The 23,831-nt window shown below is 29.9% G+C and carries 20 protein-coding genes; 8 read left to right on the forward strand and 12 right to left on the reverse strand.

Going from position 1 to position 23,831, the window contains the following annotated elements; genetic code table 11:
- Nucleotides 1-26: 26 nt before the first annotated feature.
- The 3 genes from N456_RS15130 to N456_RS15140 all read right to left on the reverse strand — a co-directional run bounded on the left by N456_RS15130 (nt 27) and on the right by N456_RS15140 (nt 5,809).
- On the reverse strand, nt 27-608 hold the full coding sequence (locus N456_RS15130) for an isochorismatase family protein (protein WP_205410275.1): 582 nt from the start codon (nt 606-608) through the stop codon (nt 27-29).
- Nucleotides 581-4,255, reverse strand: coding sequence for a phosphoribosylformylglycinamidine synthase (gene purL / locus N456_RS15135; RefSeq protein WP_062059022.1), 3,675 nt, complete (start codon nt 4,253-4,255; stop codon nt 581-583). Before purL ends, N456_RS15130 begins: the two co-directional genes overlap by 28 nt.
- Nucleotides 4,256-4,597: 342 nt before the next feature.
- A complete protein-coding gene (locus N456_RS15140) occupies nt 4,598-5,809 on the reverse strand; it encodes an RsmB/NOP family class I SAM-dependent RNA methyltransferase (RefSeq protein ID WP_062059024.1) in 1,212 nt (403 codons plus the stop codon).
- Between the two features lie 76 nt (nt 5,810-5,885).
- On the opposite strand from N456_RS15140, the gene N456_RS15145 reads away from it, so the two are divergent.
- From N456_RS15145 to N456_RS15170, 6 genes are all read left to right on the forward strand, one after another.
- Nucleotides 5,886-6,956, forward strand: a complete 1,071-nt coding sequence (locus N456_RS15145) for a WD40/YVTN/BNR-like repeat-containing protein (RefSeq protein WP_062059027.1) — start codon at nt 5,886-5,888, stop codon at nt 6,954-6,956.
- 108 nt (nt 6,957-7,064) lie between these two features.
- Nucleotides 7,065-8,411, forward strand: coding sequence for a DNA recombination protein RmuC (locus tag N456_RS15150; protein WP_062059030.1), 1,347 nt, complete (start codon nt 7,065-7,067; stop codon nt 8,409-8,411).
- Nucleotides 8,412-8,444: 33 nt separating this feature from the next.
- Nucleotides 8,445-8,792 carry a hypothetical protein gene (locus N456_RS15155; RefSeq protein ID WP_062059032.1) on the forward strand — a complete coding sequence of 116 codons (348 nt, stop codon included), beginning with the start codon at nt 8,445-8,447 and terminating at the stop codon, nt 8,790-8,792.
- A 13-nt stretch (nt 8,793-8,805) separates the two neighbouring features.
- Nucleotides 8,806-9,174: a hypothetical protein gene (locus N456_RS15160; RefSeq protein ID WP_062059035.1), complete on the forward strand. Its 369-nt coding sequence runs from the start codon at nt 8,806-8,808 to the stop codon at nt 9,172-9,174.
- 73 nt (nt 9,175-9,247) lie between these two features.
- A complete protein-coding gene (locus N456_RS15165) occupies nt 9,248-9,796 on the forward strand; it encodes an acyl-CoA thioesterase (protein WP_062059038.1) in 549 nt (182 codons plus the stop codon).
- Between the two features lie 99 nt (nt 9,797-9,895).
- Complete coding sequence (locus N456_RS15170) at nt 9,896-10,282, forward strand: hypothetical protein (protein ID WP_062059041.1); 387 nt, start codon at nt 9,896-9,898, stop codon at nt 10,280-10,282.
- A 106-nt stretch (nt 10,283-10,388) separates the two neighbouring features.
- Here N456_RS15170 and N456_RS15175 read toward each other — a convergent pair whose 3' ends face one another.
- The 9 genes from N456_RS15175 to N456_RS15215 form a co-directional block, all read right to left on the reverse strand.
- Nucleotides 10,389-10,622, reverse strand: a complete 234-nt coding sequence (locus N456_RS15175; RefSeq protein ID WP_062059044.1) for a hypothetical protein — start codon at nt 10,620-10,622, stop codon at nt 10,389-10,391.
- A 350-nt stretch (nt 10,623-10,972) separates the two neighbouring features.
- Nucleotides 10,973-12,190, reverse strand: a complete 1,218-nt coding sequence (locus tag N456_RS15180; RefSeq protein ID WP_062059046.1) for a S8 family serine peptidase — start codon at nt 12,188-12,190, stop codon at nt 10,973-10,975.
- A gap of 460 nt (nt 12,191-12,650) precedes the next feature.
- On the reverse strand, nt 12,651-13,094 hold the full coding sequence (locus tag N456_RS15185) for a hypothetical protein (protein ID WP_062059049.1): 444 nt from the start codon (nt 13,092-13,094) through the stop codon (nt 12,651-12,653).
- Nucleotides 13,095-13,103: 9 nt separating this feature from the next.
- Nucleotides 13,104-13,628, reverse strand: a complete 525-nt coding sequence (locus N456_RS15190; RefSeq protein WP_062059052.1) for a hypothetical protein — start codon at nt 13,626-13,628, stop codon at nt 13,104-13,106.
- 31 nt (nt 13,629-13,659) lie between these two features.
- Nucleotides 13,660-14,229: an RNA polymerase sigma factor gene (locus tag N456_RS15195; RefSeq protein ID WP_062059055.1), complete on the reverse strand. Its 570-nt coding sequence runs from the start codon at nt 14,227-14,229 to the stop codon at nt 13,660-13,662.
- Nucleotides 14,230-16,629: 2,400 nt separating this feature from the next.
- Nucleotides 16,630-18,459, reverse strand: coding sequence for an ABC transporter ATP-binding protein (locus tag N456_RS15200; protein WP_062059058.1), 1,830 nt, complete (start codon nt 18,457-18,459; stop codon nt 16,630-16,632).
- Nucleotides 18,460-18,491: 32 nt separating this feature from the next.
- Nucleotides 18,492-20,222, reverse strand: a complete 1,731-nt coding sequence (locus tag N456_RS15205) for a phospho-sugar mutase (RefSeq protein WP_062059062.1) — start codon at nt 20,220-20,222, stop codon at nt 18,492-18,494.
- Between the two features lie 306 nt (nt 20,223-20,528).
- Entirely contained in the window at nt 20,529-21,476 is a 948-nt protein-coding gene (locus N456_RS15210) for a glycosyltransferase family 2 protein (RefSeq protein WP_062059065.1), read from the reverse strand.
- A 3-nt stretch (nt 21,477-21,479) separates the two neighbouring features.
- The gene (locus tag N456_RS15215) at nt 21,480-22,007 is read right to left on the reverse strand and encodes a DUF4199 domain-containing protein (protein WP_062059068.1); all 528 of its coding nucleotides are present in this window, start codon (nt 22,005-22,007) and stop codon (nt 21,480-21,482) included.
- A 174-nt stretch (nt 22,008-22,181) separates the two neighbouring features.
- Here N456_RS15215 and N456_RS15220 point away from each other — a divergent pair, with 174 nt between their 5' ends.
- Nucleotides 22,182-22,433: a type B 50S ribosomal protein L31 gene (locus tag N456_RS15220; RefSeq protein WP_025741669.1), complete on the forward strand. Its 252-nt coding sequence runs from the start codon at nt 22,182-22,184 to the stop codon at nt 22,431-22,433.
- 183 nt (nt 22,434-22,616) lie between these two features.
- Nucleotides 22,617-23,798 (forward strand): GlmU family protein, encoded by a 1,182-nt coding sequence (locus N456_RS15225; protein WP_062059071.1) that lies wholly within the window; start codon nt 22,617-22,619, stop codon nt 23,796-23,798.
- The last annotated feature ends 33 nt before the right edge of the window (nt 23,799-23,831 follow it).

Below are 23,831 nucleotides of genomic sequence, written 5' to 3' on the forward strand. Positions count from 1 at the left end.
TACTGTTTTGTAGATATTAACTGTTTTTATAATGTAGTTAACTCTTCTTGTATTTGATGGCAGCTTTTGACTGTTACTTTTCCTTGAGTAGGAATCATATTTTTCCATACCCAATTATAATGTTCTATTACTTTTATGGCTTTTAGATGAGGTCTATCTCCTGTAGTATGAGCATTTTTTACTACAGTTATATTGTAATTTTTTGTTAAGCCTGATTGAATGGTTGATTCTATACAAAAATCAGTAGCACAACCTGTAATGAATAACTCATTTATGTTTAAGTCAATTAATTTTGACTGAAGTTTAGATTTATAAAATACATCATTGGCATACTTGTCTATGAAAATATCTGTTGAGTTTGTTTTTAAACCTTCTAATAATTCCCACTCTGTTGTGTTGGGAATAAATTCATTCGACTTTGTACCATCATGTTGAGCGAATAGTACAGGGAAGTTAAATGTTCGAAATAGTTCTGAAAGAATATTAATTCTATTAATCACTTCGTCTGTATCAAACCGAGGTGTTTTAGGAGTAAAAGAGCCCTTTTGCATGTCTATGATCAAAAGGGCCTTGTTTTGTTTTATTTTATTGTGTTTTTCTCGATCCATAGTCTAGCATTTACAAAAGCTTCGATCCAAGGTGATACTTCATCATGTCTTTCTTGTGGATAATTTGCCCAATTCCATTGAAAGATAGAGCGTTCGATATGTGGCATCATTACTAAGTGACGACCTGTTGTATCAGTCATCATAGCAGTATTATAATCTGATCCATTTGGGTTAGATGGGTATGTATCATATCCGTATTTTGCTACAATAGAATAGTGATCTTCTGGCATTGGTAAGTTAAATTTACCTTCTCCATGAGAAATCCATACACCTAGTGTACTACCTGCTAATGTAGATAGCATTACAGAGTTATTGTCCTGAATAGTTACTGAGGTAAACCCGCTTTCATGTTTATGAGAATCATTATGGATTAATTTACCATGTGTTTTATGGTCTGGATTAATCACTTCTAGTTCCATAAATAACTGGCAACCATTACAGATACCAACTGATAGTGTGTCTTTTCTTTTGAAAAAGTTTTTTAGTGCTGTATTTGCTTTTTCATTATATAAAAATGCTCCTGCCCAACCTTTAGCAGATCCTAGTACATCACTGTTAGAAAAACCTCCGACAGCTCCTATAAACTGAATATCTTCTAATGTTTCTCGACCAGATATTAGGTCAGTCATGTGTACATCTTTTACATCAAAACCTGCTATATACATAGCATTAGCCATTTCACGCTCAGAATTACTTCCTTTTTCTCGTATAATGGCTGCTTTAGGTCTTGGTTTTGTAATGTCGATTACAGGTTTTTTTCCTGTAAAATGTTTTGGAAATGTATAGTGTAATGGTTGTTTTGCATAGTTTTCATATCGATCTTTCGCCAGGTTATTGGCAGTTTGCTTTTGATCGAGTAAGAAAGAAGTTTTATACCATGTATTTCTTAATTCCTCAATATTAAGATTAAAAGAATCATTCTGGTTTTTAATCATTAAAGATGTTTGCTCTTTTGGACTACCAATATTGAAGAACTCAATGTTGTTATCGGCTAAAACAGTTTCAATGTTAGAGTCTAAAGCACATTGAAATACAATTCCAGCGTTTTCTGAAAATAATAACTTAATAGAATCTGATTCTCCAATCTTAGTAAGATCAAGTTCTGCTCCAAGGTTAGTATCTGCAAAGCATAACTCGAGAAGGGTGGTAATTAAACCACCAGAGGCGACATCATGACCTGCCACAATTTTATTCTCTCTAATTAAATCCTGAATAATATTAAATGTGTTCTTAAAATTATCAGCATTTTTAATACTTGGTGTTTCTGAACCTATAGTATTCAATATTTGTGAAAAAGAAGAACCTCCTAGTTGGTGTTTATCATTAGAGAGGTTAATGTAATAGATGTTACCACCATTTTTTTGTAAAACGGGCTCAATTATTTTGGTAATATCATTGCAATGTGCAGTTGCAGATATAATTACTGTTCCCGGAGAAATAACCTCTTCATTAGGATATTTTTGTTTCATAGATAAGGAATCCTTACCTGTGGGAACATTAATTCCTAAATCAATAGAAAAATCAGAAATAGCTTTTACAGCTTTATATAATCTAGCATCTTCTCCTTCGTTTTTACATGGCCACATCCAGTTAGCGGATAAAGAAACAGATTTTAGTCCATCTTTAAGGGGAGCCCAAATGATATTAGTTAAGGATTCTGCAATTGAGTTTTTGCTCCCAGCTTCAGGATCAATTAGTCCAGAGATAGGTGAGTGGCCAATACTGGTAGCAATACCTTCTTTACCATTGTAGTCTAAGGCCATTACTCCACAGTTATTTAGTGGTAACTGTAATGGTCCTGTACATTGTTGTTTTGCTACTTTTCCTCCTACACAACGATCTACTTTATTAGTTAGCCAATCTTTACAGGCTACAGCTTCTAATTGTAGTACCTGTTTTAGATAGATATTAAATTTTTCTATAGTATATGTAATTGCATTATAATTACGATCAATTGTTTGATCAGTCATTATAGTTTTAGGAGAACTACCAAACATATCTTCTAGAGCTAAATCCATTGGAGTATCTCCTTTGGTTTTAGATTGAAAAGTAAAGCGATGATCTCCTGTAACGTTTCCTACTTGATACATTGGTGAGCGTTCGCGTTCTGCAATACGTTGTAGGGTATCGATACTTTTTTGTCCTATAACTAACCCCATACGTTCTTGGGATTCATTTCCGATAATTTCTTTTGCGGATAATGTAGGGTCTCCTACAGGCAATTTATCGAGGTCTATTTTTCCTCCAGTTTCTTCTACTAGCTCTGATAGGCAATTAAGGTGACCTCCTGCACCATGATCATGTATAGATACAATAGTATTTTCTTCGTTTTCTACCATACCACGAATTGCATTAGCGGCACGTTTTTGCATTTCGGGATTAGAACGCTGTATGGCATTTAATTCGATACCACTACTAAATTCTCCGGTATCTGCCGAAGAAACGGCAGCTCCTCCCATACCAATTCGATAATTTTCACCACCTAGAATAACAATTTTATCTCCTTTTTGTGGGGTAGCTTTTATGGCTTGTTCGGCTTTTCCGTATCCGATCCCTCCGGCTTGCATGATTACTTTATCAAAGCCAAGCTTACGAGCATCTTCTTCATGCTCGAATGTGAGAATAGATCCAGTGATTAAAGGTTGCCCAAATTTGTTTCCAAAATCAGATGCTCCATTAGAGGCTTTTATCAAAATATCCATTGGAGTTTGGTATAACCAAGCTCTTTCTTTCATTGCTTGCTCCCATGGACGATTCTCTTCTAATCTAGAGTAAGAAGTCATGTATACAGCAGTTCCAGCAAGGGGTAAGGAACCTTTTCCACCAGCAAGGCGATCTCTGATTTCTCCTCCTGATCCTGTTGCTGCTCCGTTAAAAGGTTCTACTGTAGTTGGAAAATTATGGGTTTCCGCTTTAAGCGAAATAACACTTTCAAATTCTGATTCTTGATAAAAATCAGGTTTGTCAGCAGTTTTTGGAGCAAACTGAATAGTTTTTGGCCCTTTTATAAAAGCAACATTATCTTTATATGCAGAAATAATATTGTTTGGATTTATTTCTGAGGTTTTTTTAATTAACTTAAAAAGTGAAGTAGGTTGTTCTTCTCCATCAATTATAAAGGTTCCATTAAAAATTTTATGACGACAATGTTCAGAATTCACCTGAGAGAATCCAAATACTTCTGAATCAGTAAGTTTTCTGCCTATTTTTTTACTAACATTTTCGAGATATTCAATTTCTTCATTATTAAGTGCCAGACCTTCACTAGCATTGTATGCAGCAATATCATTAATTTTTATAATAGGTTCTGGTTGAATCGTATTGGTATAAATATTTTGATCCAGTTTATCATACTTTTGTGATAACATAGGATCGAAATCAGTATATTCTTTTGAAACGGCTTTAAATTCTTCTATCCTAATAATTCCTTGTATACCCATATTCTGAGTAATTTCTACAGCATTGGTACTCCATGGAGTAATCATTGCGGCACGAGGACCAACAAAAAAAGCGTCAATAGACGCCGCAGATAATTGAGGTTGGTTGCCAAATAACCAGATTAATTTTTTACTATTTTCAGTAGAGATGTCAGTACTTGTTTGAACAGCAAATACGGTCTCGTTTTGGTTTCCGAAGAAGTGGATCATACTTCGATTATTAGTGTTATTTATTAAAGCGCAAATTTACTATTTTATAACTAAAGTTTAGCATAAAATTAGTCTAGAATCCTATAGTTATTCACTGAATTTTAAACAATAGTAAAAGGATAATATTATGAAAAATGTGAAATTATAAAATGAGTAATCATAAATGTATAAGTTTTTTTCAGGTTTGGAGGTTTTGTTATCCTAATCTAAAGGTTATCTCTGATCTCAAAAGATACTTTTCGTAAGCAGACTTCGTGAGTTTACTCCGTTATTGATTGTAAAAAGAGTGGAGTCAAAAACATTTTTTGATTACTCAAACTAATGTATGTGATGTTTTAAAAATTACGATTTTTTTTCTAGCAATGCCATGTAAAATCCATCATAACCAGATTGATGGGAAAGCACTTTTTTATCTTTAATAAAAATGAATTCTTCTCCTGTTTCTTTAGAAAGAAAGTTTTTTACTTGGTTTTGATTTTCTGAAGGAAGTATAGAACAGGTTGCATAGACTAGCTTACCTCCAGGTTTAACCATTTTGGAGTAATTTTCTAATATTTCGGCTTGTGTATTTTTGATTTTATCTAGAAATTCTGGTTGTAGCTTCCATTTGGCATCTGGATTTCTTCGTAATACGCCAAGACCACTACATGGAGCATCGATTAATATACGATCTGCTTTGCCATATAATTTTTTAATATCTTTTGTACTCTCTATGAGTCGAGTTTCGATATTATGAGCCCCATCTCTGCGGGCTCTTCTTTTTAGTTCCTTGAGTTTATTCTCATAAATGTCCATAGCGATGACTTGTCCTTTGTTTTCCATCAAAGCTGCCAAATGAAGGCTTTTTCCGCCTGCTCCAGCGCAGGTGTCTACAATACGTTGACCAGGTTGCACATCTAAGAAATTAGCTACTAATTGAGAAGAAGCATCTTGTACTTCGAATAGCCCTTTTTTAAAAACTTCTGTACTAAATACATTTGTTCTTTCGATAAGTTGAAGTGCATCTGGATACCCTTTAATAAACTCAGTATCGATATTTTCATCCTCTAAAAGACTTCTTAATTTATCTCGTGTGGTTTTTAATGTATTGGCACGTAATACTACAGGAGCTTGTTCATTTAGTGAACTAATTTCATTATCCCATAGTTTACCTAGTTCTTGTTCTCCTAGTTGATCGATCCAATCAGGGATTGATTCTTTAAACTTTCTAATTTTACTTAATTCATCAAAACGTCCTTTAATACGTCTGGTAGGAGTAGGGACAATTTGCTTCCAATCTGGTAATGTAATACCTCTTAATGTTGCCCAAACAGCAAATAATCTCCACAGGTTTTCTCTATGAAAAGGCTCTTTTACTTCAGCAATTTCTGCATACAAACGTTTCCAACGTACAATCTCATAGACTGTTTCTGCAACAAAACCACGATCACGAGATCCCCATCTTTTGTCTCGCTTTAATAATTTTTGCACCACTTTATCAGCATAAGCTCCTTCATTGAATATTTGATGCAATCCATCTATGACAGCAAAGACAAGATTTCTATGTAAACGCATTGTATTAATTTTTTAAGGAGTGCAAAGGTAGACCTTTGTAATGAAATACTATTATATTTGAGTATAATTATTGCTCATGAGAATAATCGTTTTATTACTATTAGGGATGTGTGTTGTTTTCTGTACTACAGAAGATAGTGTAGTAACCCATAATTTTTCTAAAGTTAAAATAGTCCCTCTTTTTAAAGATACGATTAGTATAAGGGCTGTGGCTATATATAATGATACATTAGCGGGTTTTGGTTATACTAAGGGATATGGTTTTATAAATCTTAACACAACTAAAGTAACGCTCACTAATTTTGAAGTTAGTAGTGGTGATACGATCAAAAATAATGATAACTGGATTGCAGAGCAGCGTGCTGTAAATTTTGCGGATAGTTCTTTTTTTAGTTTAGGTATAGGTTCTCCTGCTAGATTGAGAAAAATAAATAAAAATACTAAAGAGGAGAAAATTGTATACAAGGAAATAGGAGAGGGTGTGTTTTATGATGCGATTGCATTTTGGAATCCTTTAGAAGGAATCGCAATGGGAGATCCTATTGATACTTGTTTATCTATCATTATAACAAGGGATGGAGGGGATACGTGGAAAAAGATTTCTTGTACAAATTTACCTGAAACTTTTGTAGGAGAAGCTGCGTTTGCGGCCAGTAATGGTAATATTGCTATAGTAGGAGATAAGACATGGATTGTTTCTGGAGGAATGGTATCTAGAGTATTTTATTCTCCTGATAAGGGTAAAAACTGGGAAGTTTTTGATACTCCTATTATTAAGGGAAAGAAAACTACGGGTGCATATTCATTAGATTTTTATGATAAGAATATAGGTATTATTTTTGGAGGAGATTATACTGCACCAGAAAATAATGTTGCTAATAAGGCAATTACAAATGATGGAGGAAAAACATGGCAGTTAGTATCAAATGGTAATGGAGCAGGATATAAAAGCTGTGTTCGGTATATACCTAATGGAGGAGGTAAAGAAATAGTAGCTGTTGGATTTACTGGAATTTCTATCTCTAATGATTTAGGAAAAAATTGGAATATAGTTAGTAAAGAAAGTTTTTATACGTTACGTTTTATTAATGATAGTATTGCTATAGCGGCTGGTAAAGGAGGAATATCAAAACTTCTATTTAAATAATGATAAGGTTACATAATAATGATTAGATATATCAGGTGAGGTAAAACTTTTTGATACTACCTATAATTTTGATTGCTTATCATTATCTTTGACTAAACAAAGGATTACATGTTAGAATACACGCCTATTATTATTGCTATTGGGGTAATAATTGTATCAATTATAACAGGTTTTTTCATTGGTAGATATATCATTTTATTACAACAAGAAGGTGAAAAAAACATAATGAATGAGCGTATCAATCTATTACAATTACAGTTTGATGAGTATAAAAATACTACAACAATTCGACTTTCTGATTTAACTAAAGAACGAGAAGAAATACGTAGAGAAAAAGATTTTATTAGTATAGAGCTTACCCGTCGTACTAATGAATATGAAAATCTTAAATTTACAAACGCATCACAGAAGGAAGAAATAGGGAAGCTTCAGGAAAAATTTACTAAAGAATTTGAAAATCTTGCAAATAAAATTTTGGAAGAAAAGTCTATCAAGTTTACTGAGCAGAATAAGCAAAACATCAAGAATATTTTAAACCCTTTACAGGAAAAAATTAACGTTTTTGAGAAAAAAGTAGAGCAAACTCATAAAGAAAGTATTGATTATCATGCGGCATTACGTCAACAGATTTTAGGACTCAAGGATCTTAATGAACAAATGAGTAAAGAGGCAATTAATTTAACTAAAGCACTGAAAGGAGATAATAAAATACAAGGTAATTGGGGAGAATTAGTATTAGAGCGTGTGTTAGAAAAATCAGGACTAGAAAGAGATAGAGAATATTTTGTACAACAAAGTTTTACATTAGATGATGGTCGTAAAGTGATGCCAGATGTTGTGGTTTATCTTCCTGATAATAAAAAAATGATTATTGACTCTAAAGTAGCTCTTACTGCATATGAACGGTATAGTAATGAAGAAGATAAAGAGGTACGAACATTAAATCTTAAGGAGCATATCAGTTCATTAAAACGACATGTAGATCAGCTTTCAGAAAAGAATTATCAAGATCTTTATGACATAGAATCTCCAGATTTTATACTAATGTTTGTACCAATAGAGCCCGCTTTTGCGATAGCTATCAATCAGGATAATAACTTATATAATCAAGCCTTTGAAAAAAATATAATTATTGTTACTCCTGCAACATTGCTAGCTACATTACGTACTATAGATACCATGTGGAATAACGAAAAACAACAGCGTAATGCTATTGAGATTGCGCGTCAGGCAGGAGCTTTATATGATAAGTTTGATGGATTGGTAACAGATCTCACAGGGGTGGGGAAAAAAATGGATGATGCTAAAAGGGAGTATTCTGCGGCAATGAATAAATTAGTTGAAGGACGAGGAAATTTAGTAACAAGTGTAGAAAAGCTTAAAATAATGGGAGCTAAAGCTAAAAAATCGTTGCCAGATACTATGATTAAGAGGGCTACAGAAGAAAACGAATAAATACTAAAAAAACACTGATTAAAATTAATACAAATGAATTCATTAAATCACTTCTTAGAGAACTTATCTTATCTATTAGGAACACTTTTCTATATATTACCAATTTTAGCTTTTATTGTTCTTTCAATTTATTATATCAATAAGGTTGGCAATACAAAAGAAGGTACTTTTATACTAGTTGGTAATATTCTTATACTAGTTGTAGCTATTATACACCAATTTTTATTTCGATTTATAGATAATTTAGGTGTTGATATATATACTTTTATTAATTTAATATGTAATCTTGTTGCTTTTATAGGGTCTATTCTATTTGTAATAGGTTTCTTTATGATTATTAAAAAAAATATTAAAAACGATACAATAACTTTTAAAAATTAGTGATACTATACTTATGAAAAAAATACTTGCATTAGTCATTATTGTAATTATAGCTCTTTTTGCTGGATGGTACGCATTTATATATTATGCTAGTTATAGTGAAGGAACTAGGAGTGGTGAACTTATAAAATTTAGTCATAAAGGGACTATTATTAAGACATGGGAAGGAGAAGTTAGCCAAGGAATTTCTGGAGCGCAAATATTTAGTTTTTCTGTAGAAGGCAAAAACAAAGACATCATTAAAAAATTAGAAACTTTTCAGGGGAGATATGTTAAGTTAAAATATAAAGAACGATTCTCTAAAGTTTCTTGGTTGGGTGATACAAAATATTTTATTATAGATGTTATAGAGGAAGAATCTCCTCATTTTAGAAATAAGTAAGCCAATGTTTCAATACACTAGTTTTATATATTGAATCATCGATTTTTATAGATAGATAAACTATTAATTCTTTATGAAAAAATATAAAACTAATAAGGAATCCAGAGTAACTATCTCTGAATTAATGCTTCCATCTCACTCTAATTTTAGTGGTAAAATACATGGAGGATATATCTTATCATTAATGGATCAAATCGCTTTTGCATGTGCTTCTAAACATTCTGAAACCTATTGTGTGACGGCAAGTGTTGATAAAGTAGATTTTTTAAAACCTATTGAGGTAGGAGAACTTGTAACCTTAAAAGCATCTATAAATCATGTGGGCACTACTTCTATGGTTGTAGGCGTACGTGTTGAATCAGAAAATATACAAACAGGAAAAATGAAACATTGCAACTCTAGTTATTTTACTATGGTAGCTAAAAATGATAAAGGAGCTAGTATACCTATTCCTGGTCTCATTTTAGAAAATAAAACTGCAATACGTCGTTTTGTAAGAAGTATTATTCGTAAAGAAGATGCTAAAACTAGACAGACTAGATTTAAAGAATCAGAATTTGAGCTAGAGTCACATTTAGAAATTCTAAATGAGTATGATGTAAAAATTAATCTTAATCTGTAAGTATTTTTTTTAAAAACGACTATTAATAATTAAAATAGAAGATGAGTTTCTTTGATAATAAAATCCATATACTCATTAATATTATAATTTGCTATAAAGATGATAGACATTAGAAAACTTTTATTACTTTTAATAACTATACTAAGTTTTAGTTGTAGTAGTGGTGATGATGGAGCTGGTACAGAAGATTCCAAACCTAATCCTACGACTAACCCTAATCCGAATAAAACAACAACGTATGATGCTGATGTGAAAACAATTATTGATACAAATTGTATTCAATGTCATTCTAATCCTCCTACTCAGGGAGCGCCTATGTCATTAACAAATTATCAAGAAGTCATAACAGCAATAAATGGAAAAAGAGATGTTGTGGGAAGAATGGAAACTACAGGTAGAAATGTAATGCCTCCAAATAATAGATTGCCACAAGAAACTATTGATGTTATGTTAGATTGGGTAGCTGATGGTTTTAAGGAAAAATAATATTATATGTTTTTAAGAAAATATCAGTAAAAAAATACTTATAAAGAGGCTAGATATTATTCTAGCCTCTTCTAGTTTAAATAAGATAATGTAAGTCTACTGATAGTTAGCTTATTATGTTAAAAAAGATATTGCCTACCGGTTTTACCATTATCTTATAATTATTAGCTAATGCTCTAGGAAGTCTCACTTCATGTGCTCGATTATTTCTAACATTTCTAATCAGAGCTTCATTTTCAGGATATGTATTACCTCCATCTCTAGATAGTAAAATATCAATGATTGCCGTATTAATTCCATTGGCATTAGTGTTTGCAACATCCCAAGTTATAATATGCATGGTATTAGGTCTAAATCTTGTGTGCTTAGTATTTAGTTGATTTACATTTTGTTATGAGGTTTTGAATTATTTTAATAGCTCTCTTGTTTAAAGGAAGTGATGTTCTTAACAAATTATTATTATAATATATAATAAAGAGATACTACTGTTAGGGTGGTAGAAGAAGAAAATATAATGTTATTGAATACTAACTTATCTCAGTTAACTGTTAAAATTATTTTTAGATTGAAAGATAGGAATATGCTTAGAAATACTTATAAAATAAATTTTGGTTAAAAAACTAATACATAGAATAAGGAGCTAAAAAAATATTTAGCTCCTTATTGTTAATTATATTATGCTGATTAAGATTATCTTACGGTAGCAATGGGAGCAGTATAACCTCCCTTGTATATAGTTCCATCTGTTGCTGTACTATTACCTCTAAGAAGTAATATTCCTGCTACATGAGGTGATGCCATAGAGGTACCAGAAATTTTATTAAATCCGCCACCTGTCCAAGTAGACCATACATTAGTACCAGGTGCCCAACGATCTACACTTCTTCCATAGCAAGAGCTTCCTGCTGGGCTATCTGTATATGTCATATTTCCTACACACCATGAGTTTGCTGTTCGCAATCGCTGAGGAGAATAATACTGAGTATCATCATTACTATTACCAGCAGCCATAGCTCCATAAGTTGTTCTTTCTAAATTTCTGAAAGCATCTTCTATTGCTCGAGAGGTATTTCTTTGAGAAAATCCTATACTATAGTTCCATGTATCTCCATTTCTAGCATTTCTTCTCACATAATCTACTCCTGCAATAATGTTAGCATCCGATCCAGATCCAGCAGCATTTAAAACTCTAACGGCTATAACAGTTGCTCCATAGGCAACTCCGATAACTCCAGAACCATTATTTTTTGCAGCAACAGTTCCTGCTACATGAGTCCCATGACCATTTTGATCTTGCCATGAACCACCTACAAAACTTCTGCTTCTAGCTTGATCAATATTTAGATCACTATGAGGTGCTATACCACTATCAATGATCCAACATGTTTTCCCTGAACCATTTGCTCTACCTACTCGATTAATACCCCAAGGTAAAAACTCTCCATTTGGTAATCGAGAATCATAGGTTGTAGCTTTACTTTGTACAGTTGCAGGAAGTGTACTTACAGGTGTTCCTATTTCTAGTTCTAATTTATGAATATAATTAGGAACTATATATGCTATACTAGGATCTTTTTTTAGTTTTTCTAGATGTGCTTCTGATAAGTTTTTTACAGAAAATCCTTGTATTACACTACTATATGTAAACTCTAGATTATCTTCTTCTATAGCATACTTTTTTAAGGTATTAGCAGATTTTGCTTTCATTTCTAATTGTTTTCCAGATTTAGAATCATCTTTTTTAAAGACAACAATATAACCTTTAGACACTGCTTGATCTGCCCCTATAGTAGAATCGGTAAGAGGAGCGGTTGCTTCGTTATCAATTATATCTGTGTCTTTTTCACAGCTATAAAAGAATAAAGAAGCAATTAGTACTAGGCTTAAAATTCTCAGTTGAGTTTTCATAAAATTTTTGAGTTTTTGTGTTAAATTTTAAACTTTTTTAAATTGTAATTACGAGCTCTAATTAAAATTTATAAACCAAAAGTAGAAATTAATCTGAATATAAGAATACGGTAAAATTTTATAGAACAGATGGTTAGTCCGTAATTTGTGGGATTTTTTATAATAAAAAAACGATTACATTATAATAATGCAATATTATTGCATCGTATGTGCTTAATGAGTTTTATCTAAAATTTTAGTAAAAAAACAAGGAATATTTAAAGAAAAATATATAATTAATGCTATTATTAAGGTATTATTAAAAATTAACTTAAGTTAACAATAATTAACCTGTAATTAACTTATGACAGGGAGTAATTACAAGTTAATTGTCGTAAAATAATATTAAAATTGATTCTTAATCGTTATAATATGAAATTACATATACAAGATTTAATTATTTAGAAGGTATAATATAATTTTAATGTTTTTTTCTTCTGTTTTTAATTCTATCTAGCATACGTTTATGAAAATCTCCTTCGGCTTTTATAAGTTTTAAGATTTTTTTATCAGAAATAACATTTTTTAAGTCAATAATTAATTTTTTTCGTGCTTCGAATTTTTGTTCTTCGGCATTGAGGTAATTATTTAAGAAACTTTCAGTAGTTCTATTACTTAATGCTTCACCATTATCAGATTCTTTGATTGCCTTAAATAATTTTCGTTCTTGCACCCTAATTTTTTTTATCGCCTCTTTATGGTCATTATAGATTGGCCAGAAGAGTTGTGCTTCTTTACTGGTTAAATCTAATTTTTCAGAGATGTACGCAATTTTAAATGTTTTTACTCTTTCTTTTGGTGTATTTTGAGCAAATGCTTCTATAAAAAAACTAACTAAACAAATAACTAATACTACTTTTTTCATGTGCTTATTTTATTCTATATATATAATTTCGTCGTTTAAATTTTCTTCGGATAAATAGTCTAGTATTATTTCATCTGTGATCAGATTATCTTCAAATATTTTATTTATATCATTTCCTAATATAGATGCTATTTCGGCGGTACTAAACTTAATATTTTCATCGTCTATATATACATGTATATCTGCAACTTCAATATCATTAAAATTTAACTTTGATTTTTTAGTTACAGATAATAGGATTGTGATTGCGATCATTGCAGCAATTCCAGTGATATATACAATGTTTTTCGTGGTTATTAAAGCCCTACTTTTTCTTTTAGGTTGATCATCATCGATTTTTTGTGTTATAGTATATTCAAGAGTAGTAAAATAATTCTTAGGAGTTCTAAAACCTGATTCTATTTTAGAAGATAATATTACATCTGTTTTGCTATCAGATGATATTTTTTTAGAAAGTTCATTTTCAAAATTTTCAAAATAATTTTGAGGAACCTTAAATCCACTATTGTTTTTATGTAAATTATCTTTTTTCACTATTAATATGACTGATTTTTTGTCTATAGGTTTAATTTTTTTTTAGGAATTCTTCAATTTTTTTTGAAGCTAAGTGATATGAAGTTTTTAAAGCTCCCTCACTAGTTCCTAATATTTCTGAAATTTCTCGATACTTTAATTCTTGAAAATATTTCATATTAAACACTTGTTGTTGTTTTTGTGGTAACTTAGCAATAGCTTTTTGTAACTTTAATTGTATCTCATCACCTTCAAAGTAGACGTCAGCTTTTAGATTTTGAACCAGTTGTAGTTTTAGTTCTTCATTACTAATATTATGTTTTTTTGCTTTTTGGTTTAAAAAAGTGATTGATTCGTTTGTTGCAATACGATATAACCAAGAATATAATTTACTTTCCCCTTTAAACTTATGTATATTTTTATATACTTTAATAAATACATTTTGCAATACATCGTTTGTATCATCATGGTTCTTTAAGAAATTTCTAATATGCCAATAAAGTCGTTGTTGGTATAATTCAACAAGTTTCTTAAAAGCTATATTTACATTATTTCTTGATTGTAAGGAAATGAGTAAATCTTGTTCTTCTTGTGTATTCAAAGAATTATTTATTAGATTCATTCTCTATATGACTAATTTACATAAAAAAGGTTTAATTTTTTACAGAGATTTTAATTACTCGAGGTTTGCCTCGATAGTAAAAAATCATTTCAGAAGGGATATTTCGTTAACTTGTTCTAAGATTGTTAATTTATGATCATTGAGCTTACTACACACTCGTTTGTAAGAATTTTATAGATAAAATGTTCTTTTTATTTGATTAAAAGAAGAGCAGTAGCATCATTAAAATGTTATGAATTTTTATTTTCACATTAATTTTATTAACTAAAGTGTTAGTATAACGAGTTCTAAATAACTCTTAAATTAAGTAAGGTGATTTTAGTGAAACAAAAAAATGGACTCTCATTTTTTTGTTTTCTCTTTATATACTATATTTAATAAGTAAGAAAAAAGCTACTTTTTTAATGTATTTACATTATATTAAATGTTTAAATACAATATAATTAGATAAAATGCATTTTTTATTTGGTAGAACCAAAAATAGTAGTATCTTTACAATGTAATAATGATTAAGCCTTTCATTTTCCCCAAGATGAAAGTTTTTATAAAAGTGAGTTTTAATTTTAGAATAAGCCCTAAATTAAGATGATTTGTGTGAAGAGAAAGAGTGCGAGAGCACTCTTTTTTGTTTTCTATTATTTTTTACTAAAAACATTTATTGTAAGAAAAATATTACTTATAAATGCATTTTTGTAGTTGAAAAACTAAATGGACAGATAAAATACATTTTTTGTTTGGTAGAATTAAAAATAGTGTTATCTTTACATCATAATAAAGATTATATCTTTCATTTTCCCCGAGATGAAAGTTTTTATAAAAGTGAGTTTTAATTTTAGAATAAGCCCCTAAATTAAGATGATTTGTGTGAAGAGAAAGAGTGCGTAAGCACTCTTTTTTTGTTTTTTTCTTACTTTTTTATATTAAAAAAAAGTAAGAAAAAGTTTACATTTATAGATAGTTTCATAACATTTTTTTTGATTAAAAACATTTTTAATAGATTAATTGCGTTTTTTATTTGGTAAAATCAAAAATAGTAGTATCTTTACATTGTAATAATGACTAACCATTTTCATTACACCTAATGATGAAAATTTTTATAAAGTGAGTTTTTAATTTTAGATGCCCCTAAAAATTAAGATGATTTGTGTGAAGAGAAAGAGTGCGTAAGCACTCTTTTTTTGTTTTTTAGTATTTCGTTTTTATAAATAGTAATTAATTAAAGTAAGATAAAAGCTACTTTTATATCTTTTAATGTTATTTTATCTGTTGAAATGCAATATATATAGATAAAAGTGTGTTTTTGTTTTGTAGAATCAAAAATAGTAGTATCTTTGAAGTGTGATACTGATTTAGTTCTTTCATTCTCCCCAAAATGAAAGTTTTTATATAAAAGTGAGTTTTTAATTTTAGAGTAAGCCCCTAAATTAAGATGATTTGTGTGAAGAGAAAGAGTGCGAAAGCACTCTTTTTTTTATTTATTAGTGTTTTAGCTTTATCTTTCTATATTTAAAAAAGTAGGAATAGTATTACTTTTTTTTGATTTAAAACTATTTTTCATGTTAAAAAGCAAAATAAATAGATAAAAAGCTGTTTTTGTTTGGTTTAATCAAAAATAATAGTATCTTTGGAGTGTAATATTGATTTAGTTCTTTCATTCTCCCCAAAATGAAAGTTTTTATATAAAAGTGAGTTTTTAATTTTAGAGTAAGCCCCTAAATTAAGATGATTTGTGTGAAGAGAAAGAGTGCGAAAGCACTCTTTTTTTTATTTATTAGTGTTTTAACTTTATCTTTCTATATTTAAAAAAGTAGGAATAGTATTACTTTTTTTTGATTTTAAATCATTTTTCATGTTAAAAAGCAAAATAAATAGATAAAAAGCTATTTTTGTTTGGTTTAATCAAAAATAATAGTATCTTTGGAGTGTAATATTGATTTAGTTCTTTCATTCTCCCCAAAATGAAAGTTTATATAAAAGTGAGTTTTTAATTTTAGAGTAAGCCCCTTAAATTAAGATGATTTGTGTGAAGAGAAAGAGTGCGAAAGCACTCTTTTTTATTTTACTACTATAGTTTATAACTATCTATATTTTATCTTGTAGGTTAAGTATTACTGTACTTACGGTTTAACTGTATTTTTGATGGATTAAAAGTTTTTTTTCTAGATAAATGACGTTTTTTTATTGTTAAATTTTAAAATATATATTATATTTATAAAACATTAATAATTTTATTTTTCATTTCCCCCAAAATGTAAAACTATTATATAAATGTGTAATTCGATTTTAAAATAAGCCACCTTAATTGTGTGATAATCTAAAGCATAAAAAAGAGTGCGAAAGCACTTTTTTTTATGCTTTATTATTTTTTTTGCGATTTGATAGGTTGAGTTGTTACTATTATTATTCGAATGATTGCATGGTTACTAATTTTTGATATACTCCATTTTTTAAAATAAGTTCATCATGAGTACCTTGCTCTACAATTTTTCCTTTTTGCATTACAACAATTAAATCTGAGTTTTGTATTGTTGATAATCTATGTGCAATTACAATACTAGTCCTATTTTTCATCATCTTTTCTAATGCAGATTGTACTAGTCGTTCACTTTCGGTATCTAGTGCTGAGGTTGCTTCATCCAATATCATAATAGGAGGATTTTTTAATACTGCCCTAGCTATAGATAAGCGTTGCTTTTGCCCTCCACTAAGTTTATTTCCACTATCACCGATGTTTGTGTCAATACCTTTAGGCAAATCTTTTACAAACTCCCAAGCATTAGCTATTTTTAGAGCATCAATTATTTCTTCATTTGATGCGGTAATATCTCCAACTAATAAATTATTCTTTATAGAATCATTAAATAATATGGAATCTTGGGTTACTAACCCCATTAAATCTCTAAGAGAGTGTTTGGTTAAGTCTCTGATATCCGTGTTATCTATTTTAATGGATCCTTTATTTATATCATAAAATCGAGTGACTAAATTGGCAATAGTAGATTTACCACTTCCGGATTGGCCTACTAATGCTACAGAACTACCTTTTGGAACCTTTAACGTAAAATCATCTAATACATATTCATCATCATATTTAAAAGAAATATTTTCTATAGAAATATCAGTATTAAATTCTTTCTTCTCTATAGCGTTGGGTTTATCTTTTAGAGGGGATGTTGTATTTAATATTTCTAGTACGCGCTCTGCAGCTGCATTTCCTTTCTTAACACCATAATTAGCTTTAGAGATTGCTTTTGCAGGGGTAAGAATGTTATATGCTAATCCAATATATGCTAAAAACATTTCGGCTTCTAAAGTTCCATCGATAAATACAAGATTACCTCCATACCATAACAATACTGCAATTACGCAGATACCTAAGAATTCACTAGTGGGAGATGCTAGATTTTGCTTATTAAGAAGGGTGTTAGAAAATTGGTTAAATCTAGTTGTTGATTCTTTAAACTTATTTTCAAATATTTTTTCAGCATTAAATCCTTTAATAACTTTTAAGCCTCCTAAAGTTTCTTCTACAATAGAAAGAAAGAAACCTTGTTCTTTTTGAACTTTATCTGAGTGTTTTTTTAATTTTTTACCAATTAGTGAAATTAAGAAACCAGAGATAGGAATGAATATAAATACGAATAATGTAAGTTTAGTACTTAAAAAAAGCATTGCTGCAAGTGTAAATATTATGGTAAGTGGTTCTCTTACAATTAATTCTAAAATAGAAAGAAAAGAATGTTGTATTTCTAAAACATCGGTAGATATTCTTGCTATAGTATCTCCCTTTCGTTTTTCAGAGAAAAATGATAAAGGTAGACTAACGGATTTTTCATAAAGCTCATTCCTTATATCCTTTAATACGCCATTACGAAGAAATGTGATAAAGTACATTGCTAGGTAATTAAAAAAGTTTTTCAGCATAAAGACTACAATAATTCCAACAATCATATAGGTGAGTACAGCCATTTTACCCTGTGTTGCCATATTGTCTACAATAAAGCAATTAAGAGAATCAGTTAAATAAGCTTTAGAATTTTTTATTCCATCCCAAATAGGTTGATAATATACAGTTTCTTTTTCGGTATTAAACAATACTTTGAGAACAGGAACTAGAGCAAGAAAGGATAATGTACTAAATAAGGCATAAAAAATATTGCATATAATATTTAAAATTCCGTATAATTTATAAGGCTTCGCAAAGCGAATAATTTGTTTAAAATAATTCATTAATAATATACTAAACAGTGGTTTACTGTTGTTTAAGTTAACTTTAAATCTTTTTTGATAGCTTCAATTTTATTATCTAAATGTTGTTGTGTTGTATTAAAATCATCAATTGAAAGAATTGATTCTTGTACACTCATATAGAATTTTATTTTAGGCTCTGTTCCACTCGGTCTAACAGCAATTTTACTTCCTTCTTCAGTATAAAATATCAGAACATTTGATTTTGGGATATCGATAGTATTTTCTGTGTGATCTTGAATATTTTTAACAATACTAGTTTGATAATCTTCGATTAGGACTATTTTTTCATTGTTAAGATGTTTAGGAGGATTATTTCGTAGATCTATCATAATCTGTTTGATTTCTGTAGCTCCGTCAATTCCTTTTTTTACTAATGAAACGAGGTGTTCTTTATAGAATCCATATTTGGTATATAATTCTAATAATGTATTATAAAATGAGCCGCTATTTGCTTTAGAAAAAGCAACTATTTCACAAGCTAGTAGGGTAGCGGTTACAGCATCTTTGTCTCTTACAAAATCACCTACCATAAACCCAAAACTTTCTTCACCACCACCAATAAAATTTTTATTAGGAAAATCTTTGATTAGTTTAGCAATCCATTTAAAGCCAGTTAAGACCTCCTTATATTCTACTCCATAAGCATTAGCTAAGCTTTGCATCATTGGTGTAGATACAATGGTAGAAGCAATAAATTCATTTCCTTTAAAACCTTTTTGTTTCCTATAATTTTCTAAAAGAAACCAGGTCATTACAATCATAGTCTGATTTCCATTTAATAATTGTAATTTTCCTTTATTATTACGAACAGCTATTCCTAACCGATCACAATCAGGATCTGTACCAATTACAATATCTGCATTAACTTTTTCTGCTAATTGTATAGCCATAGCTAAAGCTTCAGGTTCTTCAGGGTTTGGAGATTTTACTGTAGGGAAATTACCATCTGGTTCCGCTTGCTCTTTTACAATATGAACATTTTTATATCCAGCTTTTTTTAAAGTTTCAGGAACTGCTGTTATAGAAGTACCATGCAAAGATGTAAATACAATTCTGGTGTCATCTTTTGCTTGTTGGTCAACTACAAAACTTCCATTTTTCACACTTTCATCGATAAAAACAGAGTCAATTTCCTGATCTATTTTTTGTATAAGATCAGCATTGGTTTTAAATTGAATATCAGAATATTTTAAAGCATTTATTTCTGAAATAATTTCATGATCTTGAGGAGGGACGAGTTGTCCTCCGTCTTTCCAATATACCTTATATCCATTATATTCTGGGGGATTATGACTAGCGGTTAATACAATGCCACAATGGCATCCTAATTCTCTTACCGCAAAAGATAATTCTGGAGTAGGGCGTAGGCTAGAGAATAAATATACTTTTATATTGTTTGCAGAAAAAACATCAGCGACTATTTGTGCCAGAGTATCACTGTTATTTCTACAATCATAAGCGATCACAGCTTTAGGTTGTTCGTTAGGAAACTGCTTAATTATATAATTACTTAACCCTTGAGTGCTTTTTCCTAATGTATATTTATTAATTCGATTGGTTCCTACTCCCATGATACCACGCATACCTCCGGTACCAAACTCTAGATCTTTATAAAAGCTTTCTTTTAGTTCTTTTGGATTACTATGCTGTAAATTTTGAATTTCTTTTTGAGTAGAAGTGTCAAAAACAGGAGTTAACCACTCTTCAACCCTTGTATTTATATCAGAATCTGTGATTTGCATTCTTATGATTTTAGTTGTAAAAATACTATATTTTGAGTATTGTTGATAGGTATTGCTTATTATTTATCTAAGTATTTGATTTTAGATTAATTAAGCTTATAAGTCAAATATTTAGATGTTTTAGTTAATACTGATATATATCCTCATTTTTTCCTGATCTTATGTGTCTTAAATAAGTGTTTTGAAGTGATTTAGGGTGTTATAATTATAATATTTTTAGACAAAAAAACTCTGAGATATAATATTTTTAATTAAACTGATATTTTTGATTTAAAATTTGATTCTTATAATATATAAAGAATAGTTTTAAAGATGTACTTTTTCTGCGATATGATATCGTTCTTTATCTCGTTTGCTTATTAACATAATTTCTCCCAAGAATCCTGCTAAAAAAAACTGCGTTCCTAGAATCATAGAAGTCAATGCAATATAAAATTCTGGACGTTGCGCAATTAATCTTCCTTTTGTTTCTATAAAAAGTTTATCTATTCCTAGATATAATGAAAAACAAAAACCTATTATAAAAAGTGATGTGCCGATAAGACCAAAAAAATGCATGGGTCTTTTTCCAAATCTAGACATGAACCAGATAGTAATTAAGTCTAGAAAACCATTAATAAATCGACTCATACCAAATTTGGTTTTGCCATATTTTCTAGCTTGGTGTACTACTACTTTTTCTCCAATCTTATTAAAACCAGCATTTTTAGCGAGTACAGGAATATATCGATGCATCTCTCCATGAACATCTATGTTTTTTACAACATCATTTTTATAGGCTTTTAGCCCACAATTAAAATCATGCAATTTTACTCCAGATGTTTTTCTTGCAGCTGCATTAAATAATTTTGAAGGTAAATTTTTTGCTATAACAGAGTCATATCGTTTCTTTTTCCATCCAGAAACTAGGTCAAATCCTTCTTTGGTAATACGGTTGTATAGCTCCGGAATTTCTTCGGGACTATCTTGTAAATCAGCATCCATAGTTATAACTACTTCGGCTTTGGCAACTTTAAAACCAGCATGTAGTGCTTGAGATTTTCCGAAATTTTTTAAAAAACGAATACCTTTTACGTGCTCGTCTTTTTTGGATAATTGTAATATAGTATTCCAAGAATGATCTGTACTGCCATCGTCAATAAAGATAATTTCATAGGAAAAAGAATTGGATTGCATAACTTTTGCAATCCAATTGTATAATTCATTAAGGGATTCTTGTTCATTAAGCAATGGTATGACTATAGATATATTCATAAATTAATATAAATCTTGTTTCTTTTGCATAATTAGACCACTAATAAGAGAAATAATAAATCCAAAGAATAAACTAGCGATTATCGAGAGTGCAATACTAACAAATGGAGAGCTCAACTTTTCTGCGATAGACATACTTTGATCAATTTGTTCTTGAGAAAAATCAGGATATGTTTCGATCATTTTTTCTCTTTGTACTTCAAGAACTTGTTGTGTGTAATCAGGTTCAATTACTGTTGTTACTGTAAGAGACCAGATAGCACCAATGATACCACCAATAAGAGCAATCCCTAGCCCAATTTTTATAGCTTCTGATAGCGTTAGATATCCATTATTAGATGTCTTGTATGATTTTATTCCATAGGTTATAATACCAATAATAACCAAAAAACCAACAAGATTATATACCCAGTGAGGATCTGTATATGTATTTGTTACATACATTATTACTCCAAGTAAAACTGAAATTATACCTAATAATACTCCGTTATTTATAATTGTTTTTTTCGAAGAAACTTTTGCATTTTTCATGTATATCGCTATTTTGGTTGTTTATAAACCATAAGTACACAAAGATAGTAAATTGTTACAGGAAGGATTGAAAAAAAGAAATTTTAAACAAAATCAATAAAAATATAATATTATTATTGGTATTTTAAAGATAATGATTAAATTTGCACCTCGAAAAAAGAAAAGAATAATACAATGAGAAAAGATATTCACCCAGAAAATTACAGATTAGTAGCCTTTAAAGATATGTCTAACGATGAAGTTTTTCTAACTAAATCTACAGCAAATACTAAAGAAACTCTAGAAGTTGATGGTGTAGAGTATCCGTTAGTGAAATTAGAAATTTCAAGAACTTCTCATCCTTTCTATACAGGTAAATCAAAACTTATTGATACAGCAGGTCGTATTGACAAGTTCAAAAATAAATATGCTAAATTCAAGAAATAGTTTAGTAGTACATATACAAAAAGCCTTTCTGTACAGAAAGGCTTTTTTTTTGTCAAAAAAAAATTGACAAAATTTTATTGAGCAAATAAATTCGGCAAACAACAGTATTATTACCATTAACGTAGTTATTTTTGCAACGATTTAATCTTAGAATAATTATTAATTTTTTTTTGAAATAAAACCATGAATTATATTCTTTTTGATGGAGCTTCGCGTAATGCGTTATTACCGTTTACATATACTAGACCAGTAGCAGAAATTCGGGTCGGGATATTAACTATTCGTGAGAAATGGGAAAGACATCTGGGGTATTCTACATCTACAGTAACAGAGGATTATTTGAGTGAAAAATTTCCAATGGTAGAATTGGAAAAAAATGTAATGATAAATGCTTCTTGCTTACCATCGGAAGAACTAGTTGAAATAATTAAAACTTTAAAATCAGACCAAGCTATTTTTCATAATGATGAACCTATTGCGTTTTATGTTAATGAAGGGAAAGAAGTAGATTTTGAAAATTATGAGATTATTAGATGTGATTTTGATGTTTTAAAGATACAGTATACTTGGGATATTTTTGCAAAAAATGATCAAGCAATCAAAGATGATTTTAAGTTGGTTACAGAAGGTAGAGAAAGCCAGATTATTCCTGAAAGTAATAATGTAATTGCATCAGAAAATATTTTTATAGAAGAAGGTGTAGAATTAGAATTTACAACTCTTAATGCTAGTAAAGGACCTATCTATATAGGTAAAAATGCTAAGATTCTGGAAGGCAGTTTAATTAGAGGTCCATTTTCTCTAGGAGATTACTCTGTGGTAAAGATGGGGGCAAAAATTTATGGAGCAACTACAGTTGGACCTTATTCTAAGATAGGGGGAGAAGTGAATAACTCTGTCTTATTTGGGTATTCTAATAAGGGGCATGAGGGATATCTGGGAAATAGTGTATTAGGAGAGTGGTGCAATATTGGAGCTGATACCAATGTTTCTAATCTTAAAAATAATTATGCAGAGGTTCGTTTGTGGAGTTATGAAACAGAAGGTTTTGCAAAAACAGGATTACAGTTTTGTGGATTGATGATGGGAGATCATTCTAAATGTGGCATTAATACTATGTTTAATACAGGAACCGTAATTGGTGTGAATTCCAATATTTTTGGATCAGGATTCCCTCGTAATTTTATTCCTAGTTATAGTTGGGGAGGAAGTTCTGGATTTACTACATACTTGACTAAAAAAGCGTTTGAAGTAGCTAAGGTGGTAATGTCAAGAAGAGATATTGAGTTTACTGAGGAGGATGAAAAGATATTAAACCATATTTTTGAAGAAACTGCTCAATGGAGAAAGAGTTATGATTCATAATTTAGATACATAATATGATAAAAAAAACGACTC

This window comes from Aquimarina longa SW024 (assembly GCF_001401755.1).
GTDB lineage: Bacteria > Bacteroidota > Bacteroidia > Flavobacteriales > Flavobacteriaceae > Aquimarina > Aquimarina longa.